Raw genomic sequence first — 26,145 nt, 5'->3', positions numbered from 1 at the left:
GACTGAGCCGGACGGTCCGGCCCCCGGCGAGGACCGAGCCGGACCGTCCGGCTCAGTCCTCGGCGGGGGCCGGACCGTCCGGTCGGCGGGCTCCGCCGTCGAAGGAGGCGCGGAGCACGTCGAAGCGCTTCATCCGCTCCAGCACGGACTCCGCCGTGGGCCGCCGCATCTCGTCGACGATCCGGCCGTCCGCCAGGAAGAGCACCAGGTCGGAGTGGGCGGCGGCGCCCGGATCGTGGGTGACCATCACGACGGTCTGGTGCAGCCGGTCCACGGCCTCCCGCAGGAAGCCGAGCACCTCCAGCCCGGCTCGCGAGTCGAGGTTGCCGGTCGGCTCGTCCGCGAAGATCAGCTCGGGCCGGGAGGCCAGCGCCCGTGCGCAGGCCACGCGCTGCTGCTGTCCGCCGGAGAGCTGGGCGGGCCGGTGCCGCAGCCGGTCCCTGAGCCCGAGGGTGTCGATGACCCGGTCCAGCCACTGCCGGTCGGGCCGCTGCCCCGCGATGCCCATCGGCAGGGTGATGTTCTCCAGCGCGGTCAGGGTCGGGATGAGGTTGAACGACTGGAACATGAAACCGATCCGGTCCCGGCGCAGCCGGGTCAGCTCACGGTCCTTCAGTCCCGTCGTCTCGGTCTCCCCGAGCCACACCCGTCCGGCCGAGACGGTGTCGAGCCCCGCCAGGCAGTGCAGCAGCGTGGACTTCCCCGAACCCGACGGCCCCATCACCGCGGTGAACCGACCGCGCACGATGTCCACGTCCACCGAGTCCAGGGCGATCACGGACGTCTCGCCCGAGCCGTACGCCTTGGTCAGACCGCGGGCGCGGGCCGCGATCCGGTCGGCCGGCGCGAGGCCCGGGGCGTGTTCCGCAGCAGGTGTGGACAAGGCCGCCTCCTCCGAGGGGACGTCAGGTCTGCTCGTCGCGCCCGAGGGTAGTGTGATGCGGCCCACATCCGATATCCCCCGTGGGGCCGGGTTCCTCTCCGCCCCAGGTCGGGTCCCCGGTACCGGTGTAAGGGGCACGCACCTCTGGAGGGGGCGCGCACCTCCCGCAGGGCGCCCCTCTCCCGGCGGGGGCCGGGCGCCCTTGCCGGTGCTAGCGCTTCGGCGCTAGCTTCGAGGTATGGCGAAGACCCAGTTGAACGTGCGGGTGGACGAGGGCACCGCCCGGGCGGCACGGGAACGTGCCCTGGCCCGCGGGATGAGCGTGAACCGCTACATCGAGGAACTGGTCCGGCAGGACACCGGCGAGGCCGGCCGCGCGTTCGTCGAGGCCGCCGCCGACTTCATGAAGCGGTACGAGGCCGTCTTCGCCGAGGAGTTCGACGGGGGACCCGCCGCCCGGGCGAGGACGCGGAAGGACCGCGAGGACGCGCACGAAGGTCGCCCCTGAGCCGTTGGACAGCCTGCGCATCGACCTCGCCTGGCTGCTGATGCTCGCCGAGCAGCAGACCCCGGGAGACCCCCAGGTCACCGACTGGGGAGCCCTCGTCGCCGCCGTCGCGCGCCACCGGGCCGAGATATTCGACGTCCCGGTCTACGACAGCCCGCACGCCCGCGCCGCCGCCCTCCTCCAACTGCTGATCCACGTCCCCGCGCTGGAACGCTCCAACGCCCTGTTCGCCTCCGCCGTCGCGTACGCCTACCTCGTCGCCAGCGGCCTGAAGGTCGTCACCTCGCCGGAGCAGGTCCGTGACCTGGCCCGGCTGGTCAAGAACGGCGAGGCGACCGTCGACGACATCGCGGCCGAACTGCGCCGCTGGAGCGAGTGATCAGCGCCCGGCGTCCGCCGCGTCGGCCGGCGGGCGCCACGCGACGCCGGTGACGCAGTAGGACTGGGGCAGCTTCGGCCCGTTCTCCGGCAGCAGCGTCCGCCGGTAGGGGCCGAGCTCGAACCCCGCCTCCCGCAGCGCGCCGACCGGGTCCCGCGCCAGGTGGCACCCACCGGCCAACGGCGGCCACACCGTCCGGTCCAGCGCGCGCTGGGTGAAGGCCATGACCCGGCCGCCGCCCCGGCCGTGCTCGAAGAACCGCAGCTCGCCGCCCGGCCGCAGCACCCTCCTGAGCTCCGCGAGCGCCCGCCGCACGTCCCGCACACTGCACAGCACCAGGGAGAGCACCGCCGCGTCGAACGCCTCGCTCTTGACCGGCAGCGCCTCCGCCGCGCCCGGCGCCACGTCCACCGGCACCTGGGCGCGCAGGGCGGCCTCGACGGCCAACTTGCGCAGCATCCGCTCCGGTTCGATGGCGACGACCTCCGAGACGGTGCCCGGGTAGTGCGCGAAGTTCAGGCCGTTGCCCGCGCCCACCTCGATCACCCGCCCGGACAGCCCGCCGAGCAGCCGTCGGCGCACCCGGGCCATTCCCATGCGGGTCTCGGCGGCGGTACTGGCCCGGGCGTAGTAACGGGCGAACAGCGGGTGGTGCACGGGATCCCGCACCACTTTCGCGGAGCCGGCGGACATGGCGGGTACCTCCCTGTTCACGGGGGAGAGGCCGGGAACCCGGGGAGGCACGAGGGCCTCCCCGGGCGGGGCCTCACCGCGATTCTCCCCCGCGGGGGCCGCCCGCATCCCCGCCGAGGGCAGGGTGCCTCCGCGCGCTTCCCGCCGCCGTCAGGGCGCCTCCCGCACCCGGAACGCCTCCGCGTCCCACGTTCCGTCCAACCGGGGCGCCAGCCAGTGCGGTGCCGCGGCCCGGAAAGCGGCGGGGGAGAGGGCCGCCGACCCGGCCGGTACCGCGCCCAGCAGCGGCGCCCCGGTCACGTCCGGCAGGTCCAGCAGGTTGCAGCGGGAGGCCAGATCGGGCTCCGCGGGCCAGCTTCCGATCACCAGACCCGCCAGGTCGAGCCCGCGCCCGCGCAGCTCACGGGCCGTCAGCTCGGTGACGTTGAGGGTGCCGAGGCCCGCCGACGCCACCACCAGCACCGGGGCCGCCAGCAGCCCCGCCGTGTCCGCCAGCGTCCCGCCGGCCGGGTCGAACCGCACGAGCAGCCCGCCCGCGCCCTCCACCAGCACCAGGTCGTGCTCGGTGGCCAGCTTGGCGGCCCGCTCGGCGACGTCGTGCGGATGCACCGGCGCCCGGCCGGCCCGGCGGGCGGCCGTGGCCGGCGCCAGCGGGTCCGGATAGCGGGCGAGTTCGGCCGCCGTCACGGCACCGGCGAGCCGGACGACCTCGTCGGCGTCCCCGGGCTCGCCGGGGCCCACCCCCGTCTGCGCCGCCTTCAGCACGGCCACCGACCGGCCGGCCGACAGCGCCGTCGCCGCGACCGCGGCCGTCACCACCGTCTTGCCGACCTCGGTGCCCGTGCCCGTGATCACCAGAACCGGCATGTCATCCCTCCTCCGCGGCCGCGCACACCGCACGCGCGATCAGCGCCACGTCCGCGTCGCCCGTGACGTACGGCGGCATGGTGTAGATCAGGTCCCGGAACGGCCGCAGCCACACCCCCTCGCGCACCGCGGCCCGGGTGGCCGCGTCCATGTCCACGGCGCGGTCGAGCTGGACGACACCGATGGCGCCCAGCACCCGTACGTCCCGGACCCCCGGCAGTCGTGCCGCCGGCGCCAGCCCGTCCCGCAGGCCCGCCTCGATGCGCTTGACCTCCGCGGCCCAGTCCTGGCCGAGCAGCAGCTCGACGGAGGCGCAGGCCACGGCCGCCGCCAGCGGATTGCCCATGAACGTCGGACCGTGGGCCAGCACCGGCACCTCGCCGCGCGAGATGCCTCTCGCCACCCGCGCGGTGCACAGCGTCGCCGCCATGGTCAGGTAACCGCCGGTCAGCGCCTTGCCCACGCACATCACGTCCGGGGTCACCGCCGCGTGCTCCGCGGCGAACAGGGCGCCCGTGCGCCCGAACCCGGTCGCGATCTCGTCGAACACCAGCAGCACGTCGTGCGCGTCGCACGCCTCGCGCAGCACCCGCAGGTACGCGGGGGAGTGGAACCGCATCCCGCCCGCGCCCTGCACCACCGGCTCCACGATCACCGCGGCCAGCTCACCGGCGTGCCGCTCGATCGTCTCCCGCAGGTGGTCGGCGTAGGACTCCTGGTACCGGGCGGGCGGGGCGTCGGCGAACACCTGACGGGGCAGCACCCCGCTCCACAGCTCGTGCATCCCGCCCTCGGGGTCGCACACGGACATCGGCTGCCAGGTGTCGCCGTGGTAGCCGCCCCGCCAGGTCAGCAGCCGCCGCTTCCGCGGCCGGCCCAGCGAACGCCAGTACTGCAGGCACATCTTGACCGCGACCTCGACCGACACCGATCCCGAGTCGGCGAGGAAGACGTGCTCCAGGCCCTCGGGCGACATGTCGACGAGGTGCTTCGCCAGCCGGACGGCGGGCTCGTGCGTGAGCCCGCCGAACATCACGTGGCTCATCCGCGCGAGCTGCTCCCGGACGGCCTCGTTCAGCACCGGGTGGTTGTAGCCGTGGATCGCCGACCACCAGGACGACATCCCGTCGACCAGCTCGTCCGAGCCGTCGGCCGGCCGCAGCCGCACCCCGCTCGCCGACTCCACGACGAGCGGTTCCCGGCGGCCCGGCATGGGCCCGTACGGATGCCAGACGTGTCGCCGGTCGAGCTCCAGCAGTTCGGCGACGGAGAGTTCAGGCATTGGGCGCGAGGTCCGTTCCGGCGCCCCGGCGGCGGACGGCGACCAGGTCGGTGCGCGGCTCGTCGGTCCGGGGCGCGCTCTCCTCGGCCGCACCCGCGCAGGAGCCCGCGCCCGACGGCGCCGGACCGCACACCCCGCCGCCGTGCGACCCGCATCCGCCGCCCTCGTGCGCCCCGCATCCGCCGCCGTCGTCGTGCGCCCCGCAGCCACCGCCCGTGCGGTGTTCCGGCAGGGTCACCCGGTCGGTGCCCTCCACCTCGAACCCGGCGTCGGCGATCATCTCCAGGTCGGCCCTGCCCGCCTGGCCCTCACTGGTGAGGTAGTCGCCGAGGAAGATCGAGTTGGCCAGGTGGAGCGCGAGCGGCTGCATCGTGCGCAGGTGCACCTCACGGCCGCCCGCGATCCGCACCTCGACGTCCGGGCAGACGAACCGCACCATCGCCAGGATGCGCAGGCACCGCTGCGGGGTGAGGTTCCACTCCTTGGCGAGCGGGGTGCCCTCGAACGGGATCAGGAAGTTGACCGGCACCGAGTCCGGGTCCAGCTCGCGCAGCGCGAAGACCACGTCGACCAGGTCCTCGTCGCTCTCGCCCATGCCGGCGATCAGCCCGGAGCAGGCGGACAGACCCGCCGCGTGCGCCTTCTGCACGGTGTCCACGCGGTCGGCGTAGGTGTGCGTGGTGGTGATGTCCCCGTAGGTGGACTCGGAGGTGTTGAGGTTGTGGTTGTAGGCGTCCGCGCCCGCCTCGCGCAGCCGCTCCGCCTGGCCGTCGGAGAGCAGGCCGAGGCAGGCGCACACCTCGACGCCCCCGTTCTGCTCCTTGATCGCCCTGATGGTGTCGGACACCCGGTCCACGTCGCGGTCGGTCGGACCGCGCCCGCTGGCCACCAGGCACACCCGCTTCGCACCGCCCGCCAGTCCGGCGGCGGCGGCCTTCGACGCCTCGTCGGGCTTGAGCCAGGTGTACTTGAGGATGTCGGCCCCGGAACCCAGCCGCTGGGAGCAGTAGGAGCAGTCCTCCGGGCACAGGCCGGACTTGAGGTTGACCAGGTAGTTGAGCTTCACCCGCCGGCCGAACCAGTGCCGCCGCACCTTCCCGGCCGCGGCCACCACGTCGAGCAGGTCGTCGTCGGACGTCGCGAGGACGGCCAGTGCTTCCCCGCGGGTCGGCGTCTCGCGCCGAAGCCCCTTGTCCACCAGCGTGTTCAACAGGTCCATGAAAGCCGATCCTGTCCTACTCGGCCCGTCCGGGCCAAGGAGAGTTCGTACAACAGAGGTGCTTCGACGTGTGGGTATTGCCACACAGTGGCCCCATGGTCGTCCCGCTAGTGTCTGTGCATTGCCTACAAAAGCACCGGAGGACCCATGGCGTTCGGCTGGATCGACGAACAGGCGAAGCTGCGCCGGCGTGCCGGGCTCGTGCGGACCCTGCGCCCACGGGCGGCCGACGCGCCCCTCCTCGATCTGGCGAGCAACGACTACCTGGGCCTGGCCCGCCATCCCGAGGTCACCGAGGGCGCGGCACGGGCCGCGCGGACCTGGGGCGGCGGCGCGACCGGCTCACGGCTCGTCACCGGCACCACCGAGCTCCACGCCGAGCTGGAGCGCGAGCTGGCCGGCTTCTGCGGCTTCGAGGCGGCCCTGGTCTTCTCCTCCGGCTACGCGGCCAACCTCGCCGCGGTCACCGCGCTGGCCCCGCACGGCTCACTGATCGTCTCCGACGCGGGCAACCACGCCTCGCTCATCGACGGCTGCCGGCTGGCCCGCGGTACGACACAGGTCGCCGCGCACGCCGACCCCGACGCGGTGCGCAAGGCACTGGGCGCGCACGACGGGCCCGCCGTGGCGGTCTCCGACACGGTGTTCTCGGTGGACGGGGACGCCGCCCCGCTCGCCGCGCTGGCCGAGGCGTGCCGGGAGCACGGCGCGGGTCTGGTGCTCGACGACGCCCACGGTCTCGGCGTGCTGGGCGACGGCGGCCGGGGCGCCCCGCACGCGGCGGGGCTCGCGGGCGCCGACGACGTCGTCGTGACGGTCACGCTGTCCAAGTCGCTCGGCAGCCAGGGCGGAGCGGTGCTCGGCCCGGCCCGGGTGATCGAGCACCTGGTCAACGCGGCACGGACGTTCATCTTCGACACGGGTCTGGCCCCCGCGGCGGCGGGGGCGGCCCTCGCGGCGCTGCGGCTGCTGCGCCGCGAACCCGGGCGCGCGGCACGGGCGGGCGAGGTGGCGCGCGAGCTGCACACCCGGCTGACGACCGCGGGCCTGGAAGCGGTGCGGCCGCACGCCGCGGTCGTCTCCGTGCGCGCTCCCTCCCCGGAGCAGGCCGTGCGATGGGCGGCCGACTGCCGGGCGGCCGGCCTGTCCGTGGGCTGCTTCCGTCCTCCTTCCGTGCCCGACGGCATCTCACGGCTCAGACTGACCGCCCGCGCGGACCTGTCCGGGGCGGAGATCGAACGCGCTGTACGGGTGATCGGCGAAACGCGGCCATGAGTCGGCGTGGCACGGCCGTGCGTCGCCCGATGAAGGGATCGTCGGTCGAACGGTTGGTCGAGTGGTCGGTCGGACTACGGGTTGGGTCGGTCGGGTGCTGTCCGGTCCGTCCGGTCGGTCCGGTCGGTGGTCAGCGGACCGCGGTCACGAACTCCGTCCAGCTACCGGGGGAGAAGAGCAGCACGGGCCCGGCCGGAGTCTTGGAGTCGCGCACGGCGAGCAGTCCGGCCAGGGGGCCGAAGGCCGGCCGGGCCGTCTCGACGCAGTTGTTCGCGCCCGTGCTGTAGCTGCTGCGCAGCCACCGCACACCGTGCGGGTCGAAGCCGGAAGGAAGGGTCCGAGGCGGTGCAGGCATCGTGCCTCCTTACGCGCCGGCGGCTGTACCGGCGATGAAATCCAACGAGTCCTCGGGTGAAAGGGCGTGGATCGAAAGGGCGTTGAAGGCCTCCGAGTAGGCCCGGAGGTCTTCTTTCCGCTCCAGGTGGAGGCTACTCGTCAAGTGGTCGAGAACAACCACGTCCAGATCAGAAGTGCGCGAAAATGAGAAAATGACGAAAGGGCCGGTGACGCCGATGTGCGCCCCCGCGCTGAACGGCAGGACCTGCAGCCGTACTTGGGGCAGCCGGGCCGCCTCGACCAGCCGCGCCAGCTGGCGGGTCATCACACCGGGGCCCCCGACCTCCCGGCGCAGCACCGCCTCGTCCAGGACCGCGCTCAGCTCCAGCGGAGGGTCCGCCCGCAGCACGTCCTGCCGGGCCAACCGCACCTCCACCAGGGCGTCCAGCCGCTCCTCCGAAGCGCCCTCCAGCGCGGCCTGGGTCACCGCCCGCGCGTACTCCGGCGTCTGCAGCAGCCCGGGGATCACCGTGGTCTCCAGGGTGCGCATCGCGCTCGCCTGGGACTCCAGACTGATGAAGTCCCGGTAGGTCGGCGGCAGGACGCCGCGGTAGGCGTGCCACCAGTGGTGACGGCCGTCGCCGTCGCCGGAGCCCGACAGCATCAGCAGCAGTTCCCGCAGCTGCGGATCGGTCACGCCGTAGGCGTCGAGCAGCGAGCGGACATCGGCCGGTTTCACTCCGCTCGTGCCGGTCTCGATGCGGCTCACCTTCGACTGGTGCCAGCCCACCAGCCGGGCCGCCTCGCCACTGGTGAACCCCGCCGAAGCGCGCAGCGTGCGCAGTTCGGCGCCCAGTTTCCGGCGGCGCACCGCGGGACCGTGCTGCATGGACTCTCCTTACTCCTTCCGAGCCGCCCGGATACGGTCTTCCGTCGCAGGGTTCACCGCTTCGGGCGACAGATATATGCATATCTTGGTGGATCGCCGCCCCGCGCCGTGCGGTGATGGCACTCTGGCGGCGAAGCACCAGTGCGGGACCGTACTCGAACCACCCCCTCCGTGTCGGACTGCGCTCCCGTGGGAAAGGGACGACATCGCCATGGCAGACCACCTGGAAGCATCCGTCACTCTGCCGAGCGATCCCGCCTCGGTCTCCGCGGCCCGTGCCCATGTGAGGGACGTGCTGACGGAATGGGGCATGCCGGCGGACGCGGACGTGTCCGACACCGTCCGGCTGATCGTCTCCGAACTCGCCACCAACGCCGTACAGCACACCTTCGGGCAGTCGCCCACCTTCACGGTGGACATGGTCCTCGACCGCGACGAGCGGCTGCACGTCGGTGTCACCGACAGCCATCCGCGTTTCCCCAAACGGCTGCCCGCCGCGGTCCAGCAGGACAACGGCCGCGGACTGGTCATCATCCGCTGCCTGACCGCGGAATGCGGGGGGAGGCTCAGAATCCGCCCCACGCGGGAGGGGGGCAAGACCGTCTCCGTCGAACTGCCGTGGACCCTGCCTCCCGCTGAGGAGCCCACCGCGGAACCGGTCACGGCGGGTCGGCAGGAGCCGTAGGGGCCGCCACGGCGAGGGAGCGGTCGGCGACATGTCGGCAAGGGCCCGGACGGACCGCGGCTGCTCCGGCGGGGCCACACGGCGCCGCAGGCCGGTGTTTCGCCCCGGAGGCGCCGGTGCGTGGTTCCGGGATCAGGCGCCGCACCGTGCCGGGCGAGCCGGGGCGTGAGATGAACGTGAGCGGCAGCGGGAAGGCGAAGAGGATCCGTACGCCTGTCCGGGTGACCCGCGGTTCTGGAGCGGCCCGGCGAAGTCGCGGTCGGCTCGTCGCAGCGGGGTCCCGTCGCGTGCGGTGCGGGGGCGATGCCGGCGTCGGCCCGTACGGTGACGGGCGGCCGGCTGAGGCCGCGTCACGCCCGGTGGGGCGGCGGTGCGTCGGGGCACCGCCGCCCCCGGCGGATCACTTGACCCGGCCGTACCAGACGCTGCTGGTCCAGATCTTCTGCAGGCGCACCACGTCCCCGGTCTTCGGGGCATGCCAGATCTTGCCGTTGCCCGCGTAGATGCCGACGTGGTAGATGCTGCGGCCCGAGTGGAAGAACACCAGGTCACCGGCCTTGCGGTTCTTGGCGGAGATGTGGCTCGTCTTGTTGTACTGCTGTGCGGCGGTGCGCGGCAGTGTCTTGCCCGCCTTCTTGAACGAGTACAGGGTGAGCCCGGAGCAGTCGAACCGGGACGGTCCGGTGGCGCCCCACTGGTACGGCGCTCCCTTCTTGGAAGCGGCGACGTTCAGAGCCTTGGTGGCCGTGCTCGCGGCGGCCGCGTCCGAGGCGGCTCCCGGGACCACGATCGAGCCGCCCACGGCGGCCAGGGTGAGGGCCGAGGCCGTGCCGGCCCGGGCCATGAGAGACGGGACACGATTGAGCGCAGTCATGCGCAACCCTTCGTCAGCCGCCTGTGAAGGATGACCTGTCGGATTCGGGCTGGCGAAGTGGCCCGGCCGCACACGTGCGGCTTCACCCCAAGGGCTGCTCGGAACTGGCGTTCCGGCGACCCGTCGTGCCTGGGTCCTCCACTCCTGCCGATCCACTCCTTGTCGACCGGTCATCCGGGCGGCGGCAGGACTCGGCGTCCGCCCGGATCGCCCCGCCGCGGCGGCGGGGTCTTGTCGTCAGTCAGGGATCTTGTCCCATGCCCGGCCCGAAATCCCAACTGAACCGGGGATTTGTGTTGTTACTCACCACTCATCCGTTCGGGTGGACAGTCTCCTGTTCGGTTCGCTGTCAAGAGCCCCGAAAGGCCTCGGACCAGCGTCGGAATGCTCAATTCCGCCCCCTGGCCCCGCGTGTTGCGCAACTTCGACGCCCCGAAAACAGCAGGTGCATCTACGCCGGATGGGGGTAAGCCGTTTGGTCCGTTTCGGCTCCGGTCCGGACGCGCCGTCGCCGGGGGCGGCCGCCCGGACCGGTGCGGGCGTCAACTGCCCGGGTTCGGCGGCAGGATGAGCCGGGCCGTGCGTCGTTCGCCGTCCAGCACCCGCAGTGCCCGGCCCAGCGTGGCGGAGTGCAGTTCGGTCTCGCCGCGCCGGTGCATCACGGTCAGCGCGTCGCGCAGCGCGACGGCCTTGCCGACCAGTGCCTGCGCGGCGCGCAGTCCGCGGTAGGTGTCACCGTCCGAGGCGGGGTTGATGCGGCCGAGCAGGTCGACGACCTCGAGGTAACGGTCGATCAATTCGGCCTCCGCGCGGGTCAGCGCGGGCAGCGGGGGGAGTTCCGGGGGCAGCATCGACGGCTCACCTCGCGTCGCCGGCGGGGCGCCCGCCCCTGCGGCCGGGCACGATCCGGTCCGCCAGGCCGTGGTCCACCGCCGCCCGTGCGTCGAGGACGGTGTCCCGCTCGATGTCCGCCCGGGCCTGCTCCGGGGTGCGGCCCGCGTGCCGGACGAGCATGTCCTCCATCCGGGACCGGATGCGGCCCAGCTCCTCGGCCCGGGCCGCGAGGTCGCTCGCCCGGCCCTCCAGCGGCCCGGACGGGTCGGGCTGACGGAGCACCAGGCGGGCGCCGGGCAGCACGCACCGCTTGCCCGGGGTGCCGGCGGCGAGCAGCAGCGCGGCGGTCCCCTCGGCCCGGCCGAGGCAGACCGTCTCCACGTCGCAGGAGACGAAGCGCAGCGTGTCGTAGATCGCCGACATGGCGTGGAACGAGCCGCCCGGGGAGTTGACGTAGAGCGAGATGTCCCGGTCCGGGGCCCGGTGCTCCAGGTGCAGGAGCTGGGCCGTCACGTCGTTCGCGGAGGTCTCGTCGATCGGGGTGCCGAGAAGGACGATCCGCTCCTGGAGCAGTTTGGCGTACGGATCCGTCGTCCGGTGCCCGGACGCCGTGCGTTCGGTGAGCTCGGGCAGGACGTGGCGGGCGGACGGTCGGGTCATGCGAACCCCTCCTGTGGCAGGGCGCGGCCGTTTCCGGCGCACGCGTCGCAGGCGCTGCGGCTTCTGTAAAAAATGTACAGGATGTACGTGCCGTTATGATGGGCGCATGGCCTACGAGATTCCGGTGACGCAAGCCAGGGCTGAGCTCGCCGACCTGATCAACCGGGTGGTGTACGGCGGGGAGCACGTCGTCGTGACCCGGCACGGGAAACCCCTCGTCGCCCTCGTGTCCGCCGATGACCTGCGACGGCTCGAAGAAATCGAGGGGCCCGGGGAACCCGCGGAGGAGCAGGTGATCAGCACGGTCGCCGGCGTCCGCGAGGCGGCGTCCGCTCCCCGCGAACGGCAGCGGTTCGGCATCGCCGCGGAGCACCGGGGGACGGCCCCCTCGTAAGCCCCTCGGGAACGACGTGACCGTGCACCCCCGCCGCGGCGGGGGTGCACGGTCGTTTCCGTGCGACCCGTGCCCGGCGCGCGGCCGGCACGGCGTACGACCGGACGGCGGACGGGGCCCGCGGTCGCCCCTCGCCGGTGTGCCCGGGCGGGTCAGCCCAGCGGCATGCGCGGGAACCGGCGCTTGTCCGCCGCCCCGCGCGCCGCCTCCTCCGCCTTGGCGACGGCCGCGTACTGGTCGACGTACTCCTGCTCGGACAGGGTGAGGATGGCGTACATGATCTCGTCGGTGACGGCGCGCAGGACCGCCTTCTCGTCCTCCAGGCCGGCGTAGCGCGAGAAGTCGAGGGGCTCGCCGAAGCGGATGACCACGGGGTGGAGGTGGGGGACCACCTTGCCGGGCGGCTGCGCCTCGAAGGTGCCGATCATCGCGCAGGGGACCACCGGGACGCCCGCCTTGAGGGCCATCACCGCGACGCCGACCTTGCCCTTGTAGAGGCGGCCGTCGTGCGACCGCGTGCCCTCCGGGTAGATGCCGAGCAGTTCGCCCTTGGCCAACACCCCGAGACCCTCCCGGATGGCGGCCCGACCGGCCTCCTTGCCGGAGCGGTCGACCGGGATCTGCCCCGCGCTGCGGAAGAAGAACGCCGTCAGCCGGCCCTTGAGGCCGGGCCCGGTGAAGTACTCGGCCTTCGCGAGGAAGGTGATGCGCCGCTTGAGCACGGCCGGCATCAGGAAGTGGTCCGAGAACGACAGGTGGTTCCCCGCGATGATGGCCGCACCGGACGACGGAACGTGCCGCAGGCCCTCTATTCGGGGCCGGAAGAGCAGCCTCAGCAGCGGGCCCAACAGCACGTATTTGAGAAGGTAGTAGAACAAGCGCACGCTCCTCGACTCCGGCGGACGGGCGGGGCCGCCGCGTTCCAGCAGGTCGACCGGCACGCCGTGGGCGGGTGCCAGTCTAGGTCCGGGCGGGTCCGCCCGGCACCACGTGCGACGCGACCGGACGCAACCGCGCCGGACGGCCGAACACCCGTCGGCGGCCGGGCCGGAAGGGGCCGGCCGCCGACGGGGAGGACCACCGCCCCCAGCCTGCTGCCGTTCACCGGCCGACGACAACCCGATCGGCGGGCATGACCGGAACGCACCGGACCGTGAGCGCCCTCCCGCCCCCTGCGGGGTTCCCCGGGCCGTCCGGCCGAGTAGGCTCCGGAGCATGCGCATCTCCGTCTCCTCCGACATGGACGAACCCGTGGCCCGTGCCCTCCTCGCCGAGCTGCGCGAGCGCGGTCACGAGGTGCGCGCGCACGGCGCCCTGAGCCACGGGGACGACCCGCAGTGGGCGGTCTGCTCCGAGGCGGCGGCCCGCGAGGTCGCCGCCGGGACGGCGGACCAGGCGGTGGTGTGCTGCTGGACCGGCACGGGCGCCTCGATCGCCGCGAACAAGGTGCCGGGCGTCCGGGCCGCCCTGTGCACGGACGCGACCACGGCGGACGGCGCGCGCCGCTGGAACGACGCCAACGTGCTGGCGCTCAGCCTGCGGCTGACGTCGGAGCCGCTGCTGAAGGAGATCCTCGACGCCTGGTTCGCCGGTGCGCCCAGCGACGACGCGGAGGACCGGCGGAACGTGGACCGGGTGCGCCGCCTCGACCAGGAGCGCACGGGGGCCTGAGAAGGCCCGGCCGCCGCCCCCGCCGGGGCGGCGGCGGGGCGGGGCGTCTTCCGGTGTCACAGCCGTACGAGGATCAGCGCCGTGTCGTCGGTGGCGCCGCCGGGCGGGAGGAGTTCCCGGAGCACGGTGTCCGCGAGCGCCTCGGGCTCCTGTGTCCGATGGCGCCGCAGCGCCTCGGCCAGACGGAGCAGCCCGGTGTCGATGTCCTCTCCGCGCCGTTCGATCAGACCGTCGGTGTAGAGCACCACGGTCGCCCCCGGCGTGAACGCGGTCGCCGCCTCGGGCCGCGGACCCGGGACCGGGTCGGCGTCCAGCGGCGGATCGGTGGCCCGGTCGAGGAACTCCACGCGACCGTCGCGGTGGACCAGCACCGGAGGGGGATGACCGGCGCTGCTGTAGGTGATCGTGTGCCGGTCGAAGTCGATGAACGTCGTCACCGCGGTCGCGGACTCGGCGCCGTCCACCACATGGGCGTAGAGCCCCACGACGTCGAGCGCCTGGGCGGGGCCGTCCGCCACCCGGGAGGCGGCCGTGAGCGCGCTGCGCAGCTGGCCCATGACACCGGCCGCCTCCAGACCGTGCCCGACCACGTCGCCCACGGACACGCCGATGCGGTGCCCGTCCACCAGGTCGACCAGGTCGTACCAGTCCCCGCAGACGTTGAGCGCCCCCACCGCGGGCCGGTACCGCACGGCGGCCCGGTGGCCGCCGACCTGCCGGGGGGCGGGCAGCATCGACTCCTGCAGTGCCAGGGCGACCTCCCGCTCCCGCGCGTGCGCCCGGCGCAACCGGTTGTTGAGCTCCTGGAGTTCGCGGGCGCGCGAGTACAGCTCGGCCTCCAGCATCCGGCCCCGGTCGTCACCCGCGTGGCCGCGGGCCCGGACCAGCTCGGTGACCTCCTCCACCCGGTGCACGATCAGCTCGGCCCTCCCGTCGGGACCGAGCACCGGTGTGTTCACCGGGCTCCAGTACCGCTCCTCCCACGCCCCGGACCGCTCGGGGTTCTCGACATCGTAGTGCTGGAGGGGCATGGTGTCGCGCTCGCCGGTGGCCAGCACCCGGAGCAGCGAGGCCTGGAGGTTGCGCGCGCCCGTGGAGTCCGGGTCGTTCGGGTTGGCCGGGAAGGCGTCGAACAGGTGGCGGCCCACCAGCTCCCCGCGCGAGCGCCCGACCCCGCGGGCGTACGCCTCGTTGACGTCCGCGAACACCAGATCGGGGGTCAGCAGCGCCACCATGCCGGGCAGCGCCTGGTAGACCGCCGCGTAGTCGATCGACGTCTGCGCCATGGCCGTCGCCTCGCCTCCGGAAACCCGTTGGTCCTCCCGCACAGGAGTGTGTCGCGCGCGTCGTCCGCTCCTTCCCCGGGGCGGCGCCGGAACCTCACGGGTCCGACGCGTCCAGTGACTGCTCGGCCCAGATGATCTTCCCTTCGGGGACGAACCGGGTGCCCCACCGCCGGGCGATCTGGGAGACCAGCAGCAGCCCGCGTCCGCCCTCGTCCATCGCACGGGGATGCCGCACATGGGGCGTCGTCACGCCGCCGTCGAACACCTCGCACACCAGTGAGCGCTCGCGGATCAGCCGGAGCCGGACGGGGCCGCCGGCGTGCCGGATGGCGTTGGTGACGAGTTCGCTGACGACCAGCTCGGTGGCGAAGGCCAGCTCGTCCAGCCCCCACCGGGACAGCTGCCGGACGGCGGACCCGCGGGCCTCGGCCACCACGGCCGGATCCGCCGGCAGGGCCCAGACCGCCACTCGTTCGGGGGCGAGGCGTTTGGTACGGGCCAGCAGCAGGGCCACGTCGTCGTACGGACGGGTCGGCACCAGCGCGTCCACCACGGCACGGCAGCTCGACTCGAGCGAGTCCGTGGTCTCCTCCAGCACCCGGCGCAACCGCTCCCGGTCGGTGTCGGCGGACGCGGGCTCCCCGGGGGTCAGCAGACCGTCGGTGTGCAGGACGAGCGTGCTGCCCTCGGCCAGGGACAGCCGCACCGACTCGAACGGCGGGCCGCCCACGCCGAGCGCCGGGCCCTGGGAGAGCTCCACGAAGGTGACCGTGCCGTCGGGTGCCACCACGGCGGGCGCGGGGTGCCCGGCGGCGGACATCGTGCACCGGCCGTCCACCGGGTCGTAGACCACGTACAGGCAGCCGGCCCCCCGGCCCTCCGAGCCCTCGGCCCCCGGTTCGTCGTCACCGTCCCGTGCCGGCCGGTCCGTCAGGTCGTCGAGATGGGCGAGCACCTCCTCCGGCGGCAGGTCCAGCGGGGCCAGGGCCCGCACCGCGGTCCGCAGCCGGCCCATGGCCGCGGCGGCGTCGATGCCGTGCCCGGGCACCTCGCCGACGACGAGCGCGACACGGGCGCCGGACAGCGGGATGAGGTCGTACCAGTCGCCGCCCAGACCGGTCAGCTCGTCGGCCGGGCGGTAGCACGCGGCCACCTCGACGGCGTCCTGCTCGGGCAGCCTGCGCGGGAGCAGACTGCGCTGCAGCACGAGCGCGGCGTCCCGCTCGCGGGTGTAGCGCCGGGCGTTGTCCACGCAGACGGCGGCACGGGAGACGAGGTCCTCGGCCAGGCTCAGGTCGCCCGCGTCGAAGGGGTGCTCGCGGCGGCGCCGGAAGAACCCGGTGATGCCCAGGGTGACGCCCCGGGCCCGGATCGGCACGAGCATCGCGCTCTGCAGGCCCAGCTCCAGGAAGGTGGGCTCGTGGTCGCCCGGGGTTCTCGCGAGCCACCCCGTGGCGAGCGGATCGAGCTGCTCCTGACGCCAGGACCGGCCCGTGGTCAGACAGCGGACCGGCGGCGAGTCGGCCAGGTAGGCCACCACCTCGCCGGTCTCCACGACCGTTCGCGGCAGGTCCTCGTACAGCGACCGGTGACCCGCGCGGAGCAGCGGCACCCGCTCGGTCCCGGCGAGCGGTCCGGGCGGCAGCTCGGCGCCCCGCAGCACCGTCTCCAGCAGGTCGACGACGACGAACTCGGCGAGCCCCGGCACGGCGACGTCGGCCAGTTCCTGCGCGGTGCCCATGATGTCCAGGGTGCGGCCGATGCGCTCACCGGCCCGGTCGAGCAGGGCGAGACGCTGCCGGGCGCGTTGCCATTCGGTGATGTCCACGACGGTGTAGTACACGCCCACCGGGCGGCCCCGCTCGTCGTCGAGCCGGGTGAACGACATCAGGTGCGCGGTGTCGCGCAGCGGAGCCGAGCGGACGCGACCGGTGTGCACGTGGCCGACCACGCGTTCGCCGGTCTCCAGCACGTGCCGCATCTGCGCCTCGATGGCCTCGGTCTCCATGCCGGGCTGGACGTCCGCGAGCCGCAGCCCCGGGCGCCGCTCGGCCGGACCGCCGCCGAACCGCTCCAGCGCGGCGTTGGACCACACGAAGCGCAGATCCGTGTCCACGATCGCGATGCCGATCGGCGATCCGGCGACCATCTGCTCCAGCACCGCGCGGCTCATGTCCCAGCCGGGGGAGCCGGCCAGCTCCGACAGCAGCACCAGCAGCGGCGAACGGCCCCGCGGTTCCACGGTGGGGGTGATCCGGACCATGACCGCGACCGGCCGCCCGTCCCGGCGCAGGGCGGTCATCAGCCCCGCCCAGCCGCCGTCCTCCCGGCACCGCTCGACCAGGTCCGGCACCCGCTCGGCGTCCTCCGGGGTCAGCAGTTCGGCGAACTTCCTGCCCACCGCCTCGGGCGCGGAGTGCCCCAGCAGCCGCTCGGCCTGACCGGACCAGCCCGACACCACGCCCCGCGGATCGAGCAGCAGGGGAACGGCGTCGGCCACATCGAACCCCTGCCGGGCAACGTCCTGCTCCTTGTGTCCGCCCACGGCCGACCTCTCTGTCGCTGAGAGTGGTCTACCACCTTTGTCCCCATCTTCACCCTTGACCGCGAAGGGGGCTTCCCGGGTGGCGGGGCGGGCGTCCCGGCGACCCCGCCGGGACGCCGGGTGCCGTGCGCGGGGGTGCGGGGCCGGCCCGCCGCGGTGGGGCGCGGCGGGCCCGCGGACCGGCACGCCCCCGTACCGCGCCGGTTCAGTCCCGTCGGCCCAGGACCTTCTCCACGGTCTCCAGGGCTCCCCGGAGCTCGTCCGCCGTGATCGTCAGCGGCGGGGCCAGACGGATGGTGGAACCGTGGGTGTCCTTGACGAGGACGCCCTCGCGCATGAGGCGCTCGCTCACCTCGCGGCCCGTGCCGAGGGCCGGGTCCACGTCGACGCCCGCCCACAGACCGCGGGAGCGGAAACCGACGACCCCCTTGCCGACCAGCGCCTCCAGGCCCTCGCGCAGGACCACGCCCAGCTCCGCCGCCCGGCGCTGGAACTCACCCGTCTCCAGCAGCTCCACCACGGCCGTGCCGACCGCCGCGGCCAGCGGGTTGCCGCCGAAGGTCGACCCGTGCTCCCCGGGGTGGAGCACCTGGAGCACCTCGCGCCGGGCGACCACCGCCGACACCGGGACGATGCCGCCGCCCAGCGCCTTGCCGAGCAGGACCACGTCCGGGACGACCGACTCGTGCTCCACGGCGAGCGTCCGGCCCGTGCGGCCCAGACCCGACTGGATCTCGTCCGCCACGAACAGGCACCCCGCGCGGCGCGTCAGCTCCCGCACGCCCGCCAGGTAACCGTCGTCCGGGACGACGACGCCCGCCTCGCCCTGGACCGGCTCGATCAGCACCGCGGCGGTCGTCTCGTCGATCGCGGCCTCCATCGCCGCCAGGTCGTTGTAGGGGACGACCCGGAAGCCCGGGGTGAAGGGGCCGAAACCGGCGCGCGCCACCTCGTCCGTCGAGAAGCTCACGATCGTCGTCGTACGGCCGTGGAAGTTGTCCGCCGCCACCACGATCGTCGCCCGGTCGGCCGGGACGCCCTTCACGTCGTAGGCCCACTTGCGGGCCACCTTGACACCGCTCTCCACCGCCTCCGCGCCGGTGTTCATGGGCAGCACCATGTCCAGGCCGGTCAGCGCGGCCAGCCGCTCGGCGAACTCGGCGAGCCGGTCGTTGTGGAACGCGCGCGAGGTCAGCGTGAGCCGGTCCAGCTGGCGGTGCGCCGCCTCGACCAGCGCGGGATGGCGGTGGCCGAAGTTGAGCGCCGAGTAGCCGGCCAGCATGTCGAGGTAACGTCGGCCCTCCACGTCCTCCACCCACGCGCCCTCCGCGCGGGAGACGACCACGGGCAGCGGGTGGTAGTTGTGCGCGAGGACCGGTTCCTCCGCGCCGATCAGCTCGGCGGACGAACGCGTGACGACGGACGAGGTCATGAGCGGATCTCCTGAGTGCAGCACTTGATGCCGCCGCCCGCCTTGCGGAACTCGGACAGGTCGACGGGAACGGGAACGTAGCCGCGGTCGGCGAGCCGGGAGGCGAGCGCCGTGGCCCCCGGCGAGATGAACACGTGGCGGCCGTCGGACACGGAGTTCAGCCCGAACGCCGTCGCGTCCTCACGGGTCGCGACCACCGCGTCCGGGTACAGCCGGGCGAGCACCTCGCGGCTCCCCGGCGAGAACGCCTCCGGGTAGTACGCGATGTTCTCCTCGTCCAGCACGAACAGCGCCGTGTCCAGGTGGTAGAAGTACGGGTCCACCAGCGTCAGGCCGATCACGGGCACCCCGAAGAACTCCTGTACCTCGCGGTGCGCCTCACGGGTGGTGCGGAACCCGGTGCCGGCGAGGATCCAGCGCCCGGCGGGCACCAGGTCGCCCTCGCCCTCGCAGACCGACCCGGGGTGGTGGACCTCGTACCCCTCGGCCTTGAACCAGGCCTCGTACGGGACGGACTCCGGGCGCCGCTCGGGCGCCAGGAACAGGGAGCCGAAGACCCGGCCCTCGACGACGACCGCCGCGTTCGCGGCGAACACCATGTCGGGCAGGCCGGGCTCGGGTTCCACGGTCTCCACGGTATGGCCGTGGTCGCGGTAGGCGTCGACCAGTGTCCGCCACTGCCGCTGGGCGAGGGGGACGTCGACGGGACGGTCGGGGTGCATCCAGGGGTTGATCGCGTACCGCACGGCGAAGTGTCTGGGTTCGCAGACGAGATAGCGCCGCCGGCGCGCCACACGGGAGTCGGGCACAGAGGGGTCCCTCCGCTTCCACGCGGTGCCGACAGGGGGTGTCTCCACGGTAGGAACCGAGCCTGACGGGCGACAAGGAACGGGAGCTGCGTGCTCGCGCAGGATCACTGCGCGTTTCCGCCATTCAGCGCACGTCTGCTGCGCCTTCCGGGGCAGGCTGGCTGACCCCCGCCTCAGGACTGTCCGGGAGCAGGTGGGACAGCACCATCACGCTGATCGTCTTGCGGATGAACGGCTCCTGGCGGATGCGCTCCAGGACCTCCTCGAAGTGCTCCACGTCCCGCGCCCGCACGTGCAGCAGCGCGTCCGCCCCACCGGTCACCGTCATCGCCGCGGCGATCTCCGGATGGTTGCGCACCACCTCCGCCAACCGCCGGGGCGGCGCCGCGCCCTCGCAGTACACCTCGACGTACGCCTCCGTGCGCCAGCCCAGCGCGGACGGCCGCACGGTCGCCGTGAACCCGGTGATCACCCCGGTCTCGCGCAGCCGGTCCACCCGGCGCTTGACCGCCGTCGACGACAGTCCGACGGCCGTACCGATCTCGGCGAAGGACGTCCTGGCGTTCGCCATCAGCGCGGTGACGATCTTCCGGTCGAGCTCGTCGAACGGCGCGGGCCTGCTGGTCATGCCGGAACTGTATCCAGCGGCGGCCGGTAGCCGTCCAGGACGGCTACCGGTCACCGGAACCGGCGGCGACGGCCGCGTCCGGCACGTGCCCGGACGCGGGAATGCCCCCTACACTCCAGCCTCATGCTGCGTGCCCTCGCCGTCGACGACGAACGCCCCTCGCTGGAGGAACTGCTGTACCTGCTCAACGCGGACCCCCGCATCGGCAGTGCCGAGGGCGCCGGAGACGCGACCGAGGCGCTGCGCCGCATCAACCGGGCCCTGGAGTCGGGGCCCGACGGCCCCGAGGCCATCGACGTGGTCTTCCTCGACATCCAGATGCCCGGCCTCGACGGACTCGACCTCGCCCGGCTGCTCACCGGGTTCGCCCGGCCGCCGCTCGTCGTGTTCGTCACCGCCCACGAGGACTTCGCCGTCCAGGCCTTCGACCTCAAGGCCGTGGACTACGTGCTCAAACCGGTCCGCAAGGAACGGCTGGCCGAGGCGGTCCGCCGCGTCGACGAACTGCGCGCCGCCGCCCGGCGGGGCACCGCCCCGCGCATCCCCGTGCACGAACCCGACCCCGACCACATACCCGTGGAACTCGGCGGCGTGACCCGTTTCGTCGCGGTCGACGACATCACCCACGTCGAGGCCCAGGGCGACTACGCCCGCCTGCACACCGACCGGGGAAGCCACCTCGTCCGCATCCCGCTGTCCACCCTGGAGGAGCGCTGGCGCGCCCGCGGCTTCGTCCGCATCCACCGCCGCCACCTGGTCGCCCTGCGCCACATCGGCGAACTCCGGCTCGACGCGGGCACCGTGAGCGTCCTGGTCGGCACCGAGGAGCTCCAGGTCAGCCGGCGGCACGCCCGCGAACTGCGCGACCTGCTGATGCGCCGGACCACGAGTTAGGGGAGAGCCCGCATGCCCCAGGACCCGACCGAACGCCGCGTGGTCGTCACCGGCCCGCCCCGCCGCGCCCTCCCCCACGCTCGGCTCCGCTCGCGCGGGTGGTACCCCCATGCCTTCGGCTACTACCGCCCGCGCACCGAGATCGACGAGCAGACCACCCTCGGCCACACCTATGTGCGGTCCCTGATGCGCATCCAACTGCGGGCCGGCCTCACCGTGTTCGCCGTCCTCGCCCTGCTCGTCGGCCCGCTCCCGCTGGTCTTCGCCGCCGCCCCGGACGCCCGCCGCCTGGAGTGGGCGGTCCTCGGCTTCGGGCTGTACCCACCGCTGGTGCTGCTCGCCCGCTGGTACGTGCGCCGCGCCGAACGCAACGAACGCGACTTCGTGCGGCTCGTCGAGGACCGCTGAGACGACGGGACCTTCCGCACCGTGAACTCCGGCTACGCCGTGCCCGCCGTCGCCCTCGTCGTCCTGGCCACCGTCCTGGTCGGCGCCTTCGGCCTGCGCATCTCCCGCACCACCTCCGACTTCTACGTTGCCTCCCGCACCGTCGGCCCCCGGCTCAACGCGGCCGCGATCAGCGGCGAGTACCTCTCCGCCGCCTCCTTCCTGGGCATCGCGGGACTCGTCCTGGTCCAGGGCCCGGACATGCTCTGGTACCCGGTCGGCTACACCGCCGGCTACCTGGTCCTGCTGCTGTTCGTCGCCGCCCCGCTGCGCCGCTCCGGCGCGTACACCCTGCCCGACTTCGCCGAGGCCCGGCTCGCCTCCCAGGCGGTACGGCGGCTCGCGGGCGCCTTCGTCGTCGGCGTCGGCTGGCTGTACCTGCTGCCCCAACTGCAGGGCGCGGGACTCACCCTGACCGCCGTCCTCACCGGCGCGCCCGACTGGCTCGGCGGGGTGATCGTCGCCGTGGTGGTGACCGCGATCGTCGCCGCGGGCGGCATGCGCAGCATCACCTTCGTGCAGGCCTTCCAGTACTGGCTCAAACTCACCGCCCTGCTCGTCCCCGCCCTCTTCCTGGTCCTCGCCTGGCAGCGCGACGGAGCGCCCAGCCACGCCTTCGACGAACCGGCCGCCTTCCGCGAGCAGCGGGTCGTCCGGGTCGAGGACGGCCTCGACCTGAGGCTGGAGGAACCGCTGACCGTGACGGTGCACGGCACGGTCGACGGCCGCGTCCACCGCGGCACCGAACTCCGGCTGCCCGCCGGCACCCACCACATCGACGGCGGCACCCGCCTGACCTTCGCCGAGGGCACCGAGGTCCCCGCCGCCGGACGCGGCGTCGACGACGCCCTGTCGCCCTCCCGGGCCGAGTCCCGCGAGGAACGCCCGCTGTACGCCACGTACGGGCTGATCCTGGCCACCTTCTTCGGCACCATGGGCCTGCCGCACGTCGTGGTCCGCTTCTACACCAGCCCGCACGGAGTCGCCGCCCGCCGCACCACCGTCGCGGTGCTCGGCCTCATCGGCGCCTTCTACCTCCTGCCCCCGGTCTACGGCGCGCTGGGCCGCCTGTACGCGCCCGAACTCACGCTCACCGGGAACGCCGACGCCGCCGTGCTCCTCCTGCCCGACCGGGTGATCGGGGGAGCGGGCGGCGACCTGCTCGGCGCGCTGGTCGCCGGGGGCGCCTTCGCCGCGTTCCTGTCCACGGCGTCCGGGCTGACCATGGCCGTGGCCGGCGTGCTCACCCAGGACGTCCTCCCCTCGCGGGGCGTGAGGCACTTCCGGCTCGGCACGGTGCTCGCCATGGCCGTCCCGCTGGGGGCGAGCATCCTGGTCGGCGGGCTGCCGGTGGCCGACGCCGTCGGACTCGCCTTCGCGGTGTCGGCCTCGTCCTTCTGCCCGCTCCTCGTCCTCGGCATCTGGTGGCGCCGGCTCACCCCGCCCGGCGCCGCCGCCGGGATGCTGGTGGGCGGCGGGTCCGCCTTCCTCGCCGTCGCCGCGACCATGGCCGGCTACCCGGGCGAGGGGCCCTGGCACGCCCTCCTCGCCTGGCCGGCCCTGTGGTCGGTGCCGCTGGGCTTTCTCACCATGGTCCTGGTGTCCCTGGCCACCCCCGGCCGGGTGCCGCCCGGCACGGCATCGGTGCTGGCCCGGTTCCACCTGCCGGAGGAACTCCGCTCGGAGGTGTCCGCATGAGCGGCTTCCTCGCCGGGCTGCTGGTCGCCGTCCTGCCCCTGCTGGCGGCCGGCTTCTGGCTGGGCCGGCGCACCGCCCGGCCCACCAGCCTCGCCGGACTCGGCACCCCCGTCGAGCACGCGACCTTCGCGACCCTGCACACCGCCTCCCTGGCCACGCCCCCGCTGCGGGCCGGCCTGACGGAGGAGACCGCCCGCAAGGCCGCCCGCAAGCTGCGCTCCCTGCTGGGCACGGACGCGCTGTGCCTCACCGACCACGACCGGGTCCTCGTCTGGGACGGCGTCGGCGCGCACCACCGCACCGAGATCATGGAGCGTCTGGCCGGTCCCCTCGACAGCGGCCGCGGCGAGGCCTTCCCGCTCACCTGCGACACCCCCGACTGCACGGTGCGCTGGGCCGTCGTCGCCCCGCTCACCGTCGACGACCGGGTGCACGGCGCGCTCGTCGCCTGCGCGCCCCGCGAGTCCGCGGTCCTGGTGCGGGCCGCCGGGGAGGTCGCCCGCTGGGTCTCCGTGCAGCTCGAACTGGCCGACCTCGACCAGTCCCGCACCCGCCTCATCGAGGCCGAGATCCGGGCCCTGCGCGCGCAGATATCCCCGCACTTCATCTTCAACTCGCTCGCCGTGATCGCCTCGTTCGTGCGCACCGACCCCGAGCGGGCCCGTGAGCTGCTGCTGGAGTTCGCCGACTTCACCCGCTACTCGTTCCGACGGCACGGCGACTTCACCACCCTCGCCGACGAACTCCACGCCATCGACCACTACCTGGCGCTGGTCCGGGCACGCTTCGGCGACCGCCTCTCCGTCACCCTGCAGATCGCCCCCGAGGTACTGCCGGTCGCGCTGCCCTTCCTCTGCCTCCAGCCCCTCGTCGAGAACGCCGTCAAGCACGGCCTGGAGGGCAAGTCCGACCAGTGCCACATCCAGATCACCGCGCAGGACGCGGGCGCCGAGGCCCTCGTCGTCATCGAGGACGACGGCGCCGGAATGGACCCCGGCCTGCTGCGCCGGATCCTCGCCCGCGAGGTGAGTCCCACGGGCGGCATCGGGCTGTCCAACGTCGACGACCGGCTCCGCCAGGTCTACGGCGACGACTACGGCCTCGTCATCGAGACGGCCGCGGGCGCGGGCATGAAGATCACCGTCCGGCTGCCGAAGTACCAGCCGGGGGTGCACTCGGCGGGCCGGCTCACTCCGAAGTGAGGCCGGCCCGCCGCAGGTGTCCCTCAGGCGCTGCGCGTGGCGACCATGCCGAGGGTGATCAGGCCCAGGACCACCCAGGCGAACCACAACCAGCCGTTGCTGCCGAGTGCCACCGTGTAGGCCGTCACGGCGACCAGGCCACCGACGGTGAGCACTCCCATGGTCTTCGTCGAACTGGAACCGTTCGTGGAACCGGGCATCGCGACACCCTCCTCATTCGGTTCCCTCCATGGTGCCCCCGTTCTGTTTCTTTACGGTGCACACGACGACGTGGGCGCCGGACTTCCAGGACCCCTCGCCGGTCCAGGACCCGGCTTCGTGGACGGACGGGTCGAAGCCGTAGTCACGCGGCGGCACCTCGCGTGCGCATGCGGTGTCCGACCCGGTGCGGGCCTCGGCGAGCGTGACGTCCGCGCCCAGCCGTGTGAACCCGAGCACCTGCTCGTCGTACCGGCCGCCGCACGGCACCAGCCGGGCCTCCCGGTGGGAGCGCACGTCCAGGCAGTCCCGCCGCTGCATCGTCGCGGTGTCGGCGAACGCCGCCCCGAACCGGCGCCGCTCCCCGAGCGGCCCGTACACCGGTCCGTGCGCCCCCAGCACCAGACAGGCGGTACGCCGCCCGGCCGCCTCGAACCCCTGCGGGGTCGGGACGACGGCGATGCTGCGGACGTCGGCCAGCCTGTCGCGGATCTCCCGCGTCCGCTCCTCGCACCGGGCCGGTCCCCGCTCCCGCGCCTCCTCGTCCGAGGCGGCCGCGACGAACGCCATGACCTGTCCGTCGGGGGCCTGGTCCGCGCAGGTCGGATCCAGGGTGAGCCGCGGGACGCCGGTGAACCGGGTGCCGCCGGGCCAGTCGGCCAGCACGCAGTCGCCCTCCCGCAGGGGTTCCGCCAGCCCGACGGCCTCGCCGTACGGCACCGCCGCCCCGCCGCTGCCGTCCGTCCGGTCGGCCAGCGCGTACCAGGCACCGCCCAGGGCCAGCACCAGGCCGAGCCCACCGGCGAGGACGGCCCGCAGCGCGTGCGGGCGGGGGCGCCGCCGGGCCCCGGTGGCGAAACCGGCCCCTCCGGCCGCGGGCCGGGCCGGGGCCTCCCAGGGCGAGGGCGACCCGAGGTCCGTCTGCGTCCACGCGTACGCCTCCGACCGGGGGGTGACGATGCGGGCCAGCTCCGCCGCCACCGCCCGCGCCGTCGTCCGCCGGTCCGGGTCCTTCATGAGCAGCCCCCGCAGCACCGGCTCCAGCGCGCCCGCCCGCACCGGCGGACGCGGTTCCTCCATGACCACCGCGGTGATCGAGGCCAGCGGCGACTCCCGCGCGAACGGGCTGCGGCCCTCCACGCCGTGGTAGAGCGTGCAGCCGAGCGAGAACAGGTCGGCCGCGGGGGTGGGCGGGCCTCCGGTGACCCGCTCCGGCGCCAGGTAGCCGGCCGTGCCGACCAGTGCGGACGCCATGGTGTACCGCGTCTCACCGGTGTCCGGCTGGACGGAGATGCCGTAGTCGGTGAGCAGTACCCGTCCGTGGGGCAGGCCGGTGCGGTCCGGCGCGAGCAGGATGTTCGCCGGTTTCACGTCCCGGTGCATCACGCCCCGCTCGTGTCCGGCGGTCAGCGCGTCCAGCACGGCCAGCCCGATCCGGGCGCACTCGGCCGGGGCGAGCCGGCCGCCCCGGGCGACCAGCTCCCGCAGGTCGACGGCGCCCGCGACGTACTCCATGACGATCCACGGCAGCCCTTCGTGCTCCAGCACGTCGTGCAC

Annotated in this window: 28 protein-coding genes and 1 riboswitch; of the genes, 10 read left to right on the top strand and 18 right to left on the bottom strand. The window is 73.7% G+C overall.

Going from position 1 to position 26,145, the window contains the following annotated elements; translation table 11 throughout:
• Positions 1–52: 52 nt before the first annotated feature.
• Positions 53–883: an ABC transporter ATP-binding protein gene (locus tag B7L92_RS05355; protein ID WP_081236332.1), complete on the bottom strand. Its 831-nt coding sequence runs from the start codon at positions 881–883 to the stop codon at positions 53–55.
• 238 nt (positions 884–1,121) lie between these two features.
• Between B7L92_RS05355 and B7L92_RS05350 the strand changes: the two genes are divergently transcribed.
• Both B7L92_RS05350 and B7L92_RS05345 read left to right on the top strand, forming a co-directional pair.
• Positions 1,122–1,391 carry a toxin-antitoxin system, antitoxin component gene (locus B7L92_RS05350; protein ID WP_081236330.1) on the top strand — a complete coding sequence of 90 codons (270 nt, stop codon included), beginning with the start codon at positions 1,122–1,124 and terminating at the stop codon, positions 1,389–1,391.
• Positions 1,392–1,395: 4 nt separating this feature from the next.
• Positions 1,396–1,770 carry a fic family toxin-antitoxin system, toxin component gene (locus B7L92_RS05345; protein WP_081236329.1) on the top strand — a complete coding sequence of 125 codons (375 nt, stop codon included), beginning with the start codon at positions 1,396–1,398 and terminating at the stop codon, positions 1,768–1,770.
• On the opposite strand, the gene B7L92_RS05340 is transcribed toward B7L92_RS05345, so the two are convergent.
• The 4 genes from B7L92_RS05340 to bioB all read right to left on the bottom strand — a co-directional run bounded on the left by B7L92_RS05340 (position 1,771) and on the right by bioB (position 5,831).
• Positions 1,771–2,463 (bottom strand): class I SAM-dependent methyltransferase, encoded by a 693-nt coding sequence (locus B7L92_RS05340; RefSeq protein ID WP_081236328.1) that lies wholly within the window; start codon positions 2,461–2,463, stop codon positions 1,771–1,773. It abuts the gene before it with no gap.
• A gap of 150 nt (positions 2,464–2,613) precedes the next feature.
• A complete protein-coding gene (bioD, locus tag B7L92_RS05335; protein WP_081236327.1) occupies positions 2,614–3,330 on the bottom strand; it encodes a dethiobiotin synthase in 717 nt (238 codons plus the stop codon).
• Position 3,331: 1 nt separating this feature from the next.
• Positions 3,332–4,612, bottom strand: a complete 1,281-nt coding sequence (locus tag B7L92_RS05330; RefSeq protein ID WP_081236326.1) for an adenosylmethionine--8-amino-7-oxononanoate transaminase — start codon at positions 4,610–4,612, stop codon at positions 3,332–3,334.
• Positions 4,605–5,831: a biotin synthase BioB gene (gene bioB / locus B7L92_RS05325; RefSeq protein WP_081236325.1), complete on the bottom strand. Its 1,227-nt coding sequence runs from the start codon at positions 5,829–5,831 to the stop codon at positions 4,605–4,607. The genes B7L92_RS05330 and bioB overlap by 8 nt, the downstream gene beginning before the upstream one ends.
• Positions 5,832–5,978: 147 nt before the next feature.
• Between bioB and B7L92_RS05320 the strand changes: the two genes are divergently transcribed.
• Positions 5,979–7,106 (top strand): 8-amino-7-oxononanoate synthase, encoded by a 1,128-nt coding sequence (locus B7L92_RS05320; protein ID WP_081236324.1) that lies wholly within the window; start codon positions 5,979–5,981, stop codon positions 7,104–7,106.
• Between the two features lie 130 nt (positions 7,107–7,236).
• Here the strand turns inward: B7L92_RS05320 and B7L92_RS05315 are convergent, their stop codons facing one another.
• Together B7L92_RS05315 and B7L92_RS05310 are read right to left on the bottom strand one after the other, a co-directional pair.
• Positions 7,237–7,461, bottom strand: a complete 225-nt coding sequence (locus tag B7L92_RS05315; protein WP_081236323.1) for a DUF397 domain-containing protein — start codon at positions 7,459–7,461, stop codon at positions 7,237–7,239.
• Between the two features lie 9 nt (positions 7,462–7,470).
• Positions 7,471–8,331 (bottom strand): helix-turn-helix domain-containing protein, encoded by an 861-nt coding sequence (locus B7L92_RS05310; RefSeq protein WP_081236322.1) that lies wholly within the window; start codon positions 8,329–8,331, stop codon positions 7,471–7,473.
• Positions 8,332–8,542: 211 nt separating this feature from the next.
• Here B7L92_RS05310 and B7L92_RS05305 point away from each other — a divergent pair, with 211 nt between their 5' ends.
• Positions 8,543–9,016 carry an ATP-binding protein gene (locus B7L92_RS05305; RefSeq protein ID WP_081236321.1) on the top strand — a complete coding sequence of 158 codons (474 nt, stop codon included), beginning with the start codon at positions 8,543–8,545 and terminating at the stop codon, positions 9,014–9,016.
• A gap of 400 nt (positions 9,017–9,416) precedes the next feature.
• Here B7L92_RS05305 and B7L92_RS05300 read toward each other — a convergent pair whose 3' ends face one another.
• The 3 genes from B7L92_RS05300 to B7L92_RS05290 form a co-directional block, all read right to left on the bottom strand.
• A complete protein-coding gene (locus tag B7L92_RS05300) occupies positions 9,417–9,890 on the bottom strand; it encodes a C40 family peptidase (protein ID WP_004991107.1) in 474 nt (157 codons plus the stop codon).
• Positions 9,891–9,893: 3 nt separating this feature from the next.
• Positions 9,894–10,065: riboswitch (cyclic di-AMP (ydaO/yuaA leader) on the bottom strand.
• A 367-nt stretch (positions 10,066–10,432) separates the two neighbouring features.
• Positions 10,433–10,741: a hypothetical protein gene (locus B7L92_RS05295; RefSeq protein WP_081236320.1), complete on the bottom strand. Its 309-nt coding sequence runs from the start codon at positions 10,739–10,741 to the stop codon at positions 10,433–10,435.
• Between the two features lie 7 nt (positions 10,742–10,748).
• The gene (locus tag B7L92_RS05290) at positions 10,749–11,384 is read right to left on the bottom strand and encodes an ATP-dependent Clp protease proteolytic subunit (protein ID WP_081236319.1); all 636 of its coding nucleotides are present in this window, start codon (positions 11,382–11,384) and stop codon (positions 10,749–10,751) included.
• 106 nt (positions 11,385–11,490) lie between these two features.
• On the opposite strand from B7L92_RS05290, the gene B7L92_RS05285 reads away from it, so the two are divergent.
• Positions 11,491–11,778 carry a type II toxin-antitoxin system Phd/YefM family antitoxin gene (locus B7L92_RS05285; RefSeq protein WP_081236318.1) on the top strand — a complete coding sequence of 96 codons (288 nt, stop codon included), beginning with the start codon at positions 11,491–11,493 and terminating at the stop codon, positions 11,776–11,778.
• 152 nt (positions 11,779–11,930) lie between these two features.
• On the opposite strand, the gene B7L92_RS05280 is transcribed toward B7L92_RS05285, so the two are convergent.
• Positions 11,931–12,656, bottom strand: a complete 726-nt coding sequence (locus B7L92_RS05280) for a lysophospholipid acyltransferase family protein (RefSeq protein WP_081236331.1) — start codon at positions 12,654–12,656, stop codon at positions 11,931–11,933.
• A 337-nt stretch (positions 12,657–12,993) separates the two neighbouring features.
• Here B7L92_RS05280 and B7L92_RS05275 point away from each other — a divergent pair, with 337 nt between their 5' ends.
• Entirely contained in the window at positions 12,994–13,449 is a 456-nt protein-coding gene (locus B7L92_RS05275; protein WP_081236317.1) for an RpiB/LacA/LacB family sugar-phosphate isomerase, read from the top strand.
• Positions 13,450–13,505: 56 nt separating this feature from the next.
• Here B7L92_RS05275 and B7L92_RS05270 read toward each other — a convergent pair whose 3' ends face one another.
• The 5 genes from B7L92_RS05270 to B7L92_RS05250 form a co-directional block, all read right to left on the bottom strand.
• Positions 13,506–14,735 carry a PP2C family protein-serine/threonine phosphatase gene (locus B7L92_RS05270; protein ID WP_081236316.1) on the bottom strand — a complete coding sequence of 410 codons (1,230 nt, stop codon included), beginning with the start codon at positions 14,733–14,735 and terminating at the stop codon, positions 13,506–13,508.
• A gap of 94 nt (positions 14,736–14,829) precedes the next feature.
• Positions 14,830–17,280 carry a SpoIIE family protein phosphatase gene (locus tag B7L92_RS05265; protein WP_081236315.1) on the bottom strand — a complete coding sequence of 817 codons (2,451 nt, stop codon included), beginning with the start codon at positions 17,278–17,280 and terminating at the stop codon, positions 14,830–14,832.
• A 205-nt stretch (positions 17,281–17,485) separates the two neighbouring features.
• Positions 17,486–18,712: an ornithine--oxo-acid transaminase gene (rocD, locus tag B7L92_RS05260; RefSeq protein WP_081236314.1), complete on the bottom strand. Its 1,227-nt coding sequence runs from the start codon at positions 18,710–18,712 to the stop codon at positions 17,486–17,488.
• Entirely contained in the window at positions 18,709–19,521 is an 813-nt protein-coding gene (gene ddaH / locus B7L92_RS05255) for a dimethylargininase (RefSeq protein WP_081236313.1), read from the bottom strand. Before ddaH ends, rocD begins: the two co-directional genes overlap by 4 nt.
• A gap of 124 nt (positions 19,522–19,645) precedes the next feature.
• Positions 19,646–20,149 (bottom strand): Lrp/AsnC family transcriptional regulator, encoded by a 504-nt coding sequence (locus tag B7L92_RS05250; RefSeq protein ID WP_004991130.1) that lies wholly within the window; start codon positions 20,147–20,149, stop codon positions 19,646–19,648.
• A 123-nt stretch (positions 20,150–20,272) separates the two neighbouring features.
• Between B7L92_RS05250 and B7L92_RS05245 the strand changes: the two genes are divergently transcribed.
• The 4 genes from B7L92_RS05245 to B7L92_RS05230 are packed head-to-tail and all read left to right on the top strand — an operon-like array spanning position 20,273 to position 24,390.
• A complete protein-coding gene (locus tag B7L92_RS05245) occupies positions 20,273–21,043 on the top strand; it encodes a LytR/AlgR family response regulator transcription factor (RefSeq protein ID WP_081236312.1) in 771 nt (256 codons plus the stop codon).
• A gap of 12 nt (positions 21,044–21,055) precedes the next feature.
• The gene (locus B7L92_RS05240; RefSeq protein ID WP_081236311.1) at positions 21,056–21,451 is read left to right on the top strand and encodes a hypothetical protein; all 396 of its coding nucleotides are present in this window, start codon (positions 21,056–21,058) and stop codon (positions 21,449–21,451) included.
• Between the two features lie 21 nt (positions 21,452–21,472).
• Positions 21,473–23,188 carry a sodium/solute symporter gene (locus tag B7L92_RS05235; RefSeq protein ID WP_081236310.1) on the top strand — a complete coding sequence of 572 codons (1,716 nt, stop codon included), beginning with the start codon at positions 21,473–21,475 and terminating at the stop codon, positions 23,186–23,188.
• Entirely contained in the window at positions 23,185–24,390 is a 1,206-nt protein-coding gene (locus B7L92_RS05230) for a sensor histidine kinase (protein WP_081236309.1), read from the top strand. Before B7L92_RS05235 ends, B7L92_RS05230 begins: the two co-directional genes overlap by 4 nt.
• A gap of 23 nt (positions 24,391–24,413) precedes the next feature.
• Here the strand turns inward: B7L92_RS05230 and B7L92_RS39195 are convergent, their stop codons facing one another.
• Positions 24,414–24,590, bottom strand: a complete 177-nt coding sequence (locus B7L92_RS39195) for a hypothetical protein (RefSeq protein ID WP_004991159.1) — start codon at positions 24,588–24,590, stop codon at positions 24,414–24,416.
• A gap of 13 nt (positions 24,591–24,603) precedes the next feature.
• On the bottom strand, positions 24,604–26,145 hold a 1,542-nt coding region (locus tag B7L92_RS05225; protein WP_143626239.1), incomplete at its 5' end, for a protein kinase domain-containing protein.

Source organism: Streptomyces viridosporus (genome assembly GCF_002078235.1).
GTDB classification, from domain to species: domain Bacteria; phylum Actinomycetota; class Actinomycetes; order Streptomycetales; family Streptomycetaceae; genus Streptomyces; species Streptomyces viridosporus.
Note: the sequence above shows the minus strand (reverse complement) of the source record. Positions and strands in the feature narration are given on the sequence as shown.

Coding starts and splice junctions, on each gene's coding strand:
- B7L92_RS05285 (WP_081236318.1), top strand. CDS start 11,491: ATGGCCTACGAGATTCCGGTGACGCAAGCCAGGGCTGAGCTCGCCGAC.
- B7L92_RS05330 (WP_081236326.1), bottom strand. CDS start 4,612: ATGCCTGAACTCTCCGTCGCCGAACTGCTGGAGCTCGACCGGCGACAC.
- B7L92_RS05270 (WP_081236316.1), bottom strand. CDS start 14,735: ATGGCGCAGACGTCGATCGACTACGCGGCGGTCTACCAGGCGCTGCCC.
- B7L92_RS05230 (WP_081236309.1), top strand. CDS start 23,185: ATGAGCGGCTTCCTCGCCGGGCTGCTGGTCGCCGTCCTGCCCCTGCTG.
- B7L92_RS05275 (WP_081236317.1), top strand. CDS start 12,994: ATGCGCATCTCCGTCTCCTCCGACATGGACGAACCCGTGGCCCGTGCC.
- B7L92_RS05290 (WP_081236319.1), bottom strand. CDS start 11,384: ATGACCCGACCGTCCGCCCGCCACGTCCTGCCCGAGCTCACCGAACGC.
- bioB (WP_081236325.1), bottom strand. CDS start 5,831: ATGGACCTGTTGAACACGCTGGTGGACAAGGGGCTTCGGCGCGAGACG.
- B7L92_RS05295 (WP_081236320.1), bottom strand. CDS start 10,741: ATGCTGCCCCCGGAACTCCCCCCGCTGCCCGCGCTGACCCGCGCGGAG.
- B7L92_RS05315 (WP_081236323.1), bottom strand. CDS start 7,461: ATGCCTGCACCGCCTCGGACCCTTCCTTCCGGCTTCGACCCGCACGGT.
- B7L92_RS05340 (WP_081236328.1), bottom strand. CDS start 2,463: ATGTCCGCCGGCTCCGCGAAAGTGGTGCGGGATCCCGTGCACCACCCG.
- B7L92_RS05305 (WP_081236321.1), top strand. CDS start 8,543: ATGGCAGACCACCTGGAAGCATCCGTCACTCTGCCGAGCGATCCCGCC.
- B7L92_RS39195 (WP_004991159.1), bottom strand. CDS start 24,590: ATGCCCGGTTCCACGAACGGTTCCAGTTCGACGAAGACCATGGGAGTG.
- B7L92_RS05350 (WP_081236330.1), top strand. CDS start 1,122: ATGGCGAAGACCCAGTTGAACGTGCGGGTGGACGAGGGCACCGCCCGG.
- B7L92_RS05300 (WP_004991107.1), bottom strand. CDS start 9,890: ATGACTGCGCTCAATCGTGTCCCGTCTCTCATGGCCCGGGCCGGCACG.
- B7L92_RS05245 (WP_081236312.1), top strand. CDS start 20,273: ATGCTGCGTGCCCTCGCCGTCGACGACGAACGCCCCTCGCTGGAGGAA.
- B7L92_RS05310 (WP_081236322.1), bottom strand. CDS start 8,331: ATGCAGCACGGTCCCGCGGTGCGCCGCCGGAAACTGGGCGCCGAACTG.
- B7L92_RS05320 (WP_081236324.1), top strand. CDS start 5,979: ATGGCGTTCGGCTGGATCGACGAACAGGCGAAGCTGCGCCGGCGTGCC.
- bioD (WP_081236327.1), bottom strand. CDS start 3,330: ATGCCGGTTCTGGTGATCACGGGCACGGGCACCGAGGTCGGCAAGACG.
- B7L92_RS05250 (WP_004991130.1), bottom strand. CDS start 20,149: ATGACCAGCAGGCCCGCGCCGTTCGACGAGCTCGACCGGAAGATCGTC.
- rocD (WP_081236314.1), bottom strand. CDS start 18,712: ATGACCTCGTCCGTCGTCACGCGTTCGTCCGCCGAGCTGATCGGCGCG.
- B7L92_RS05240 (WP_081236311.1), top strand. CDS start 21,056: ATGCCCCAGGACCCGACCGAACGCCGCGTGGTCGTCACCGGCCCGCCC.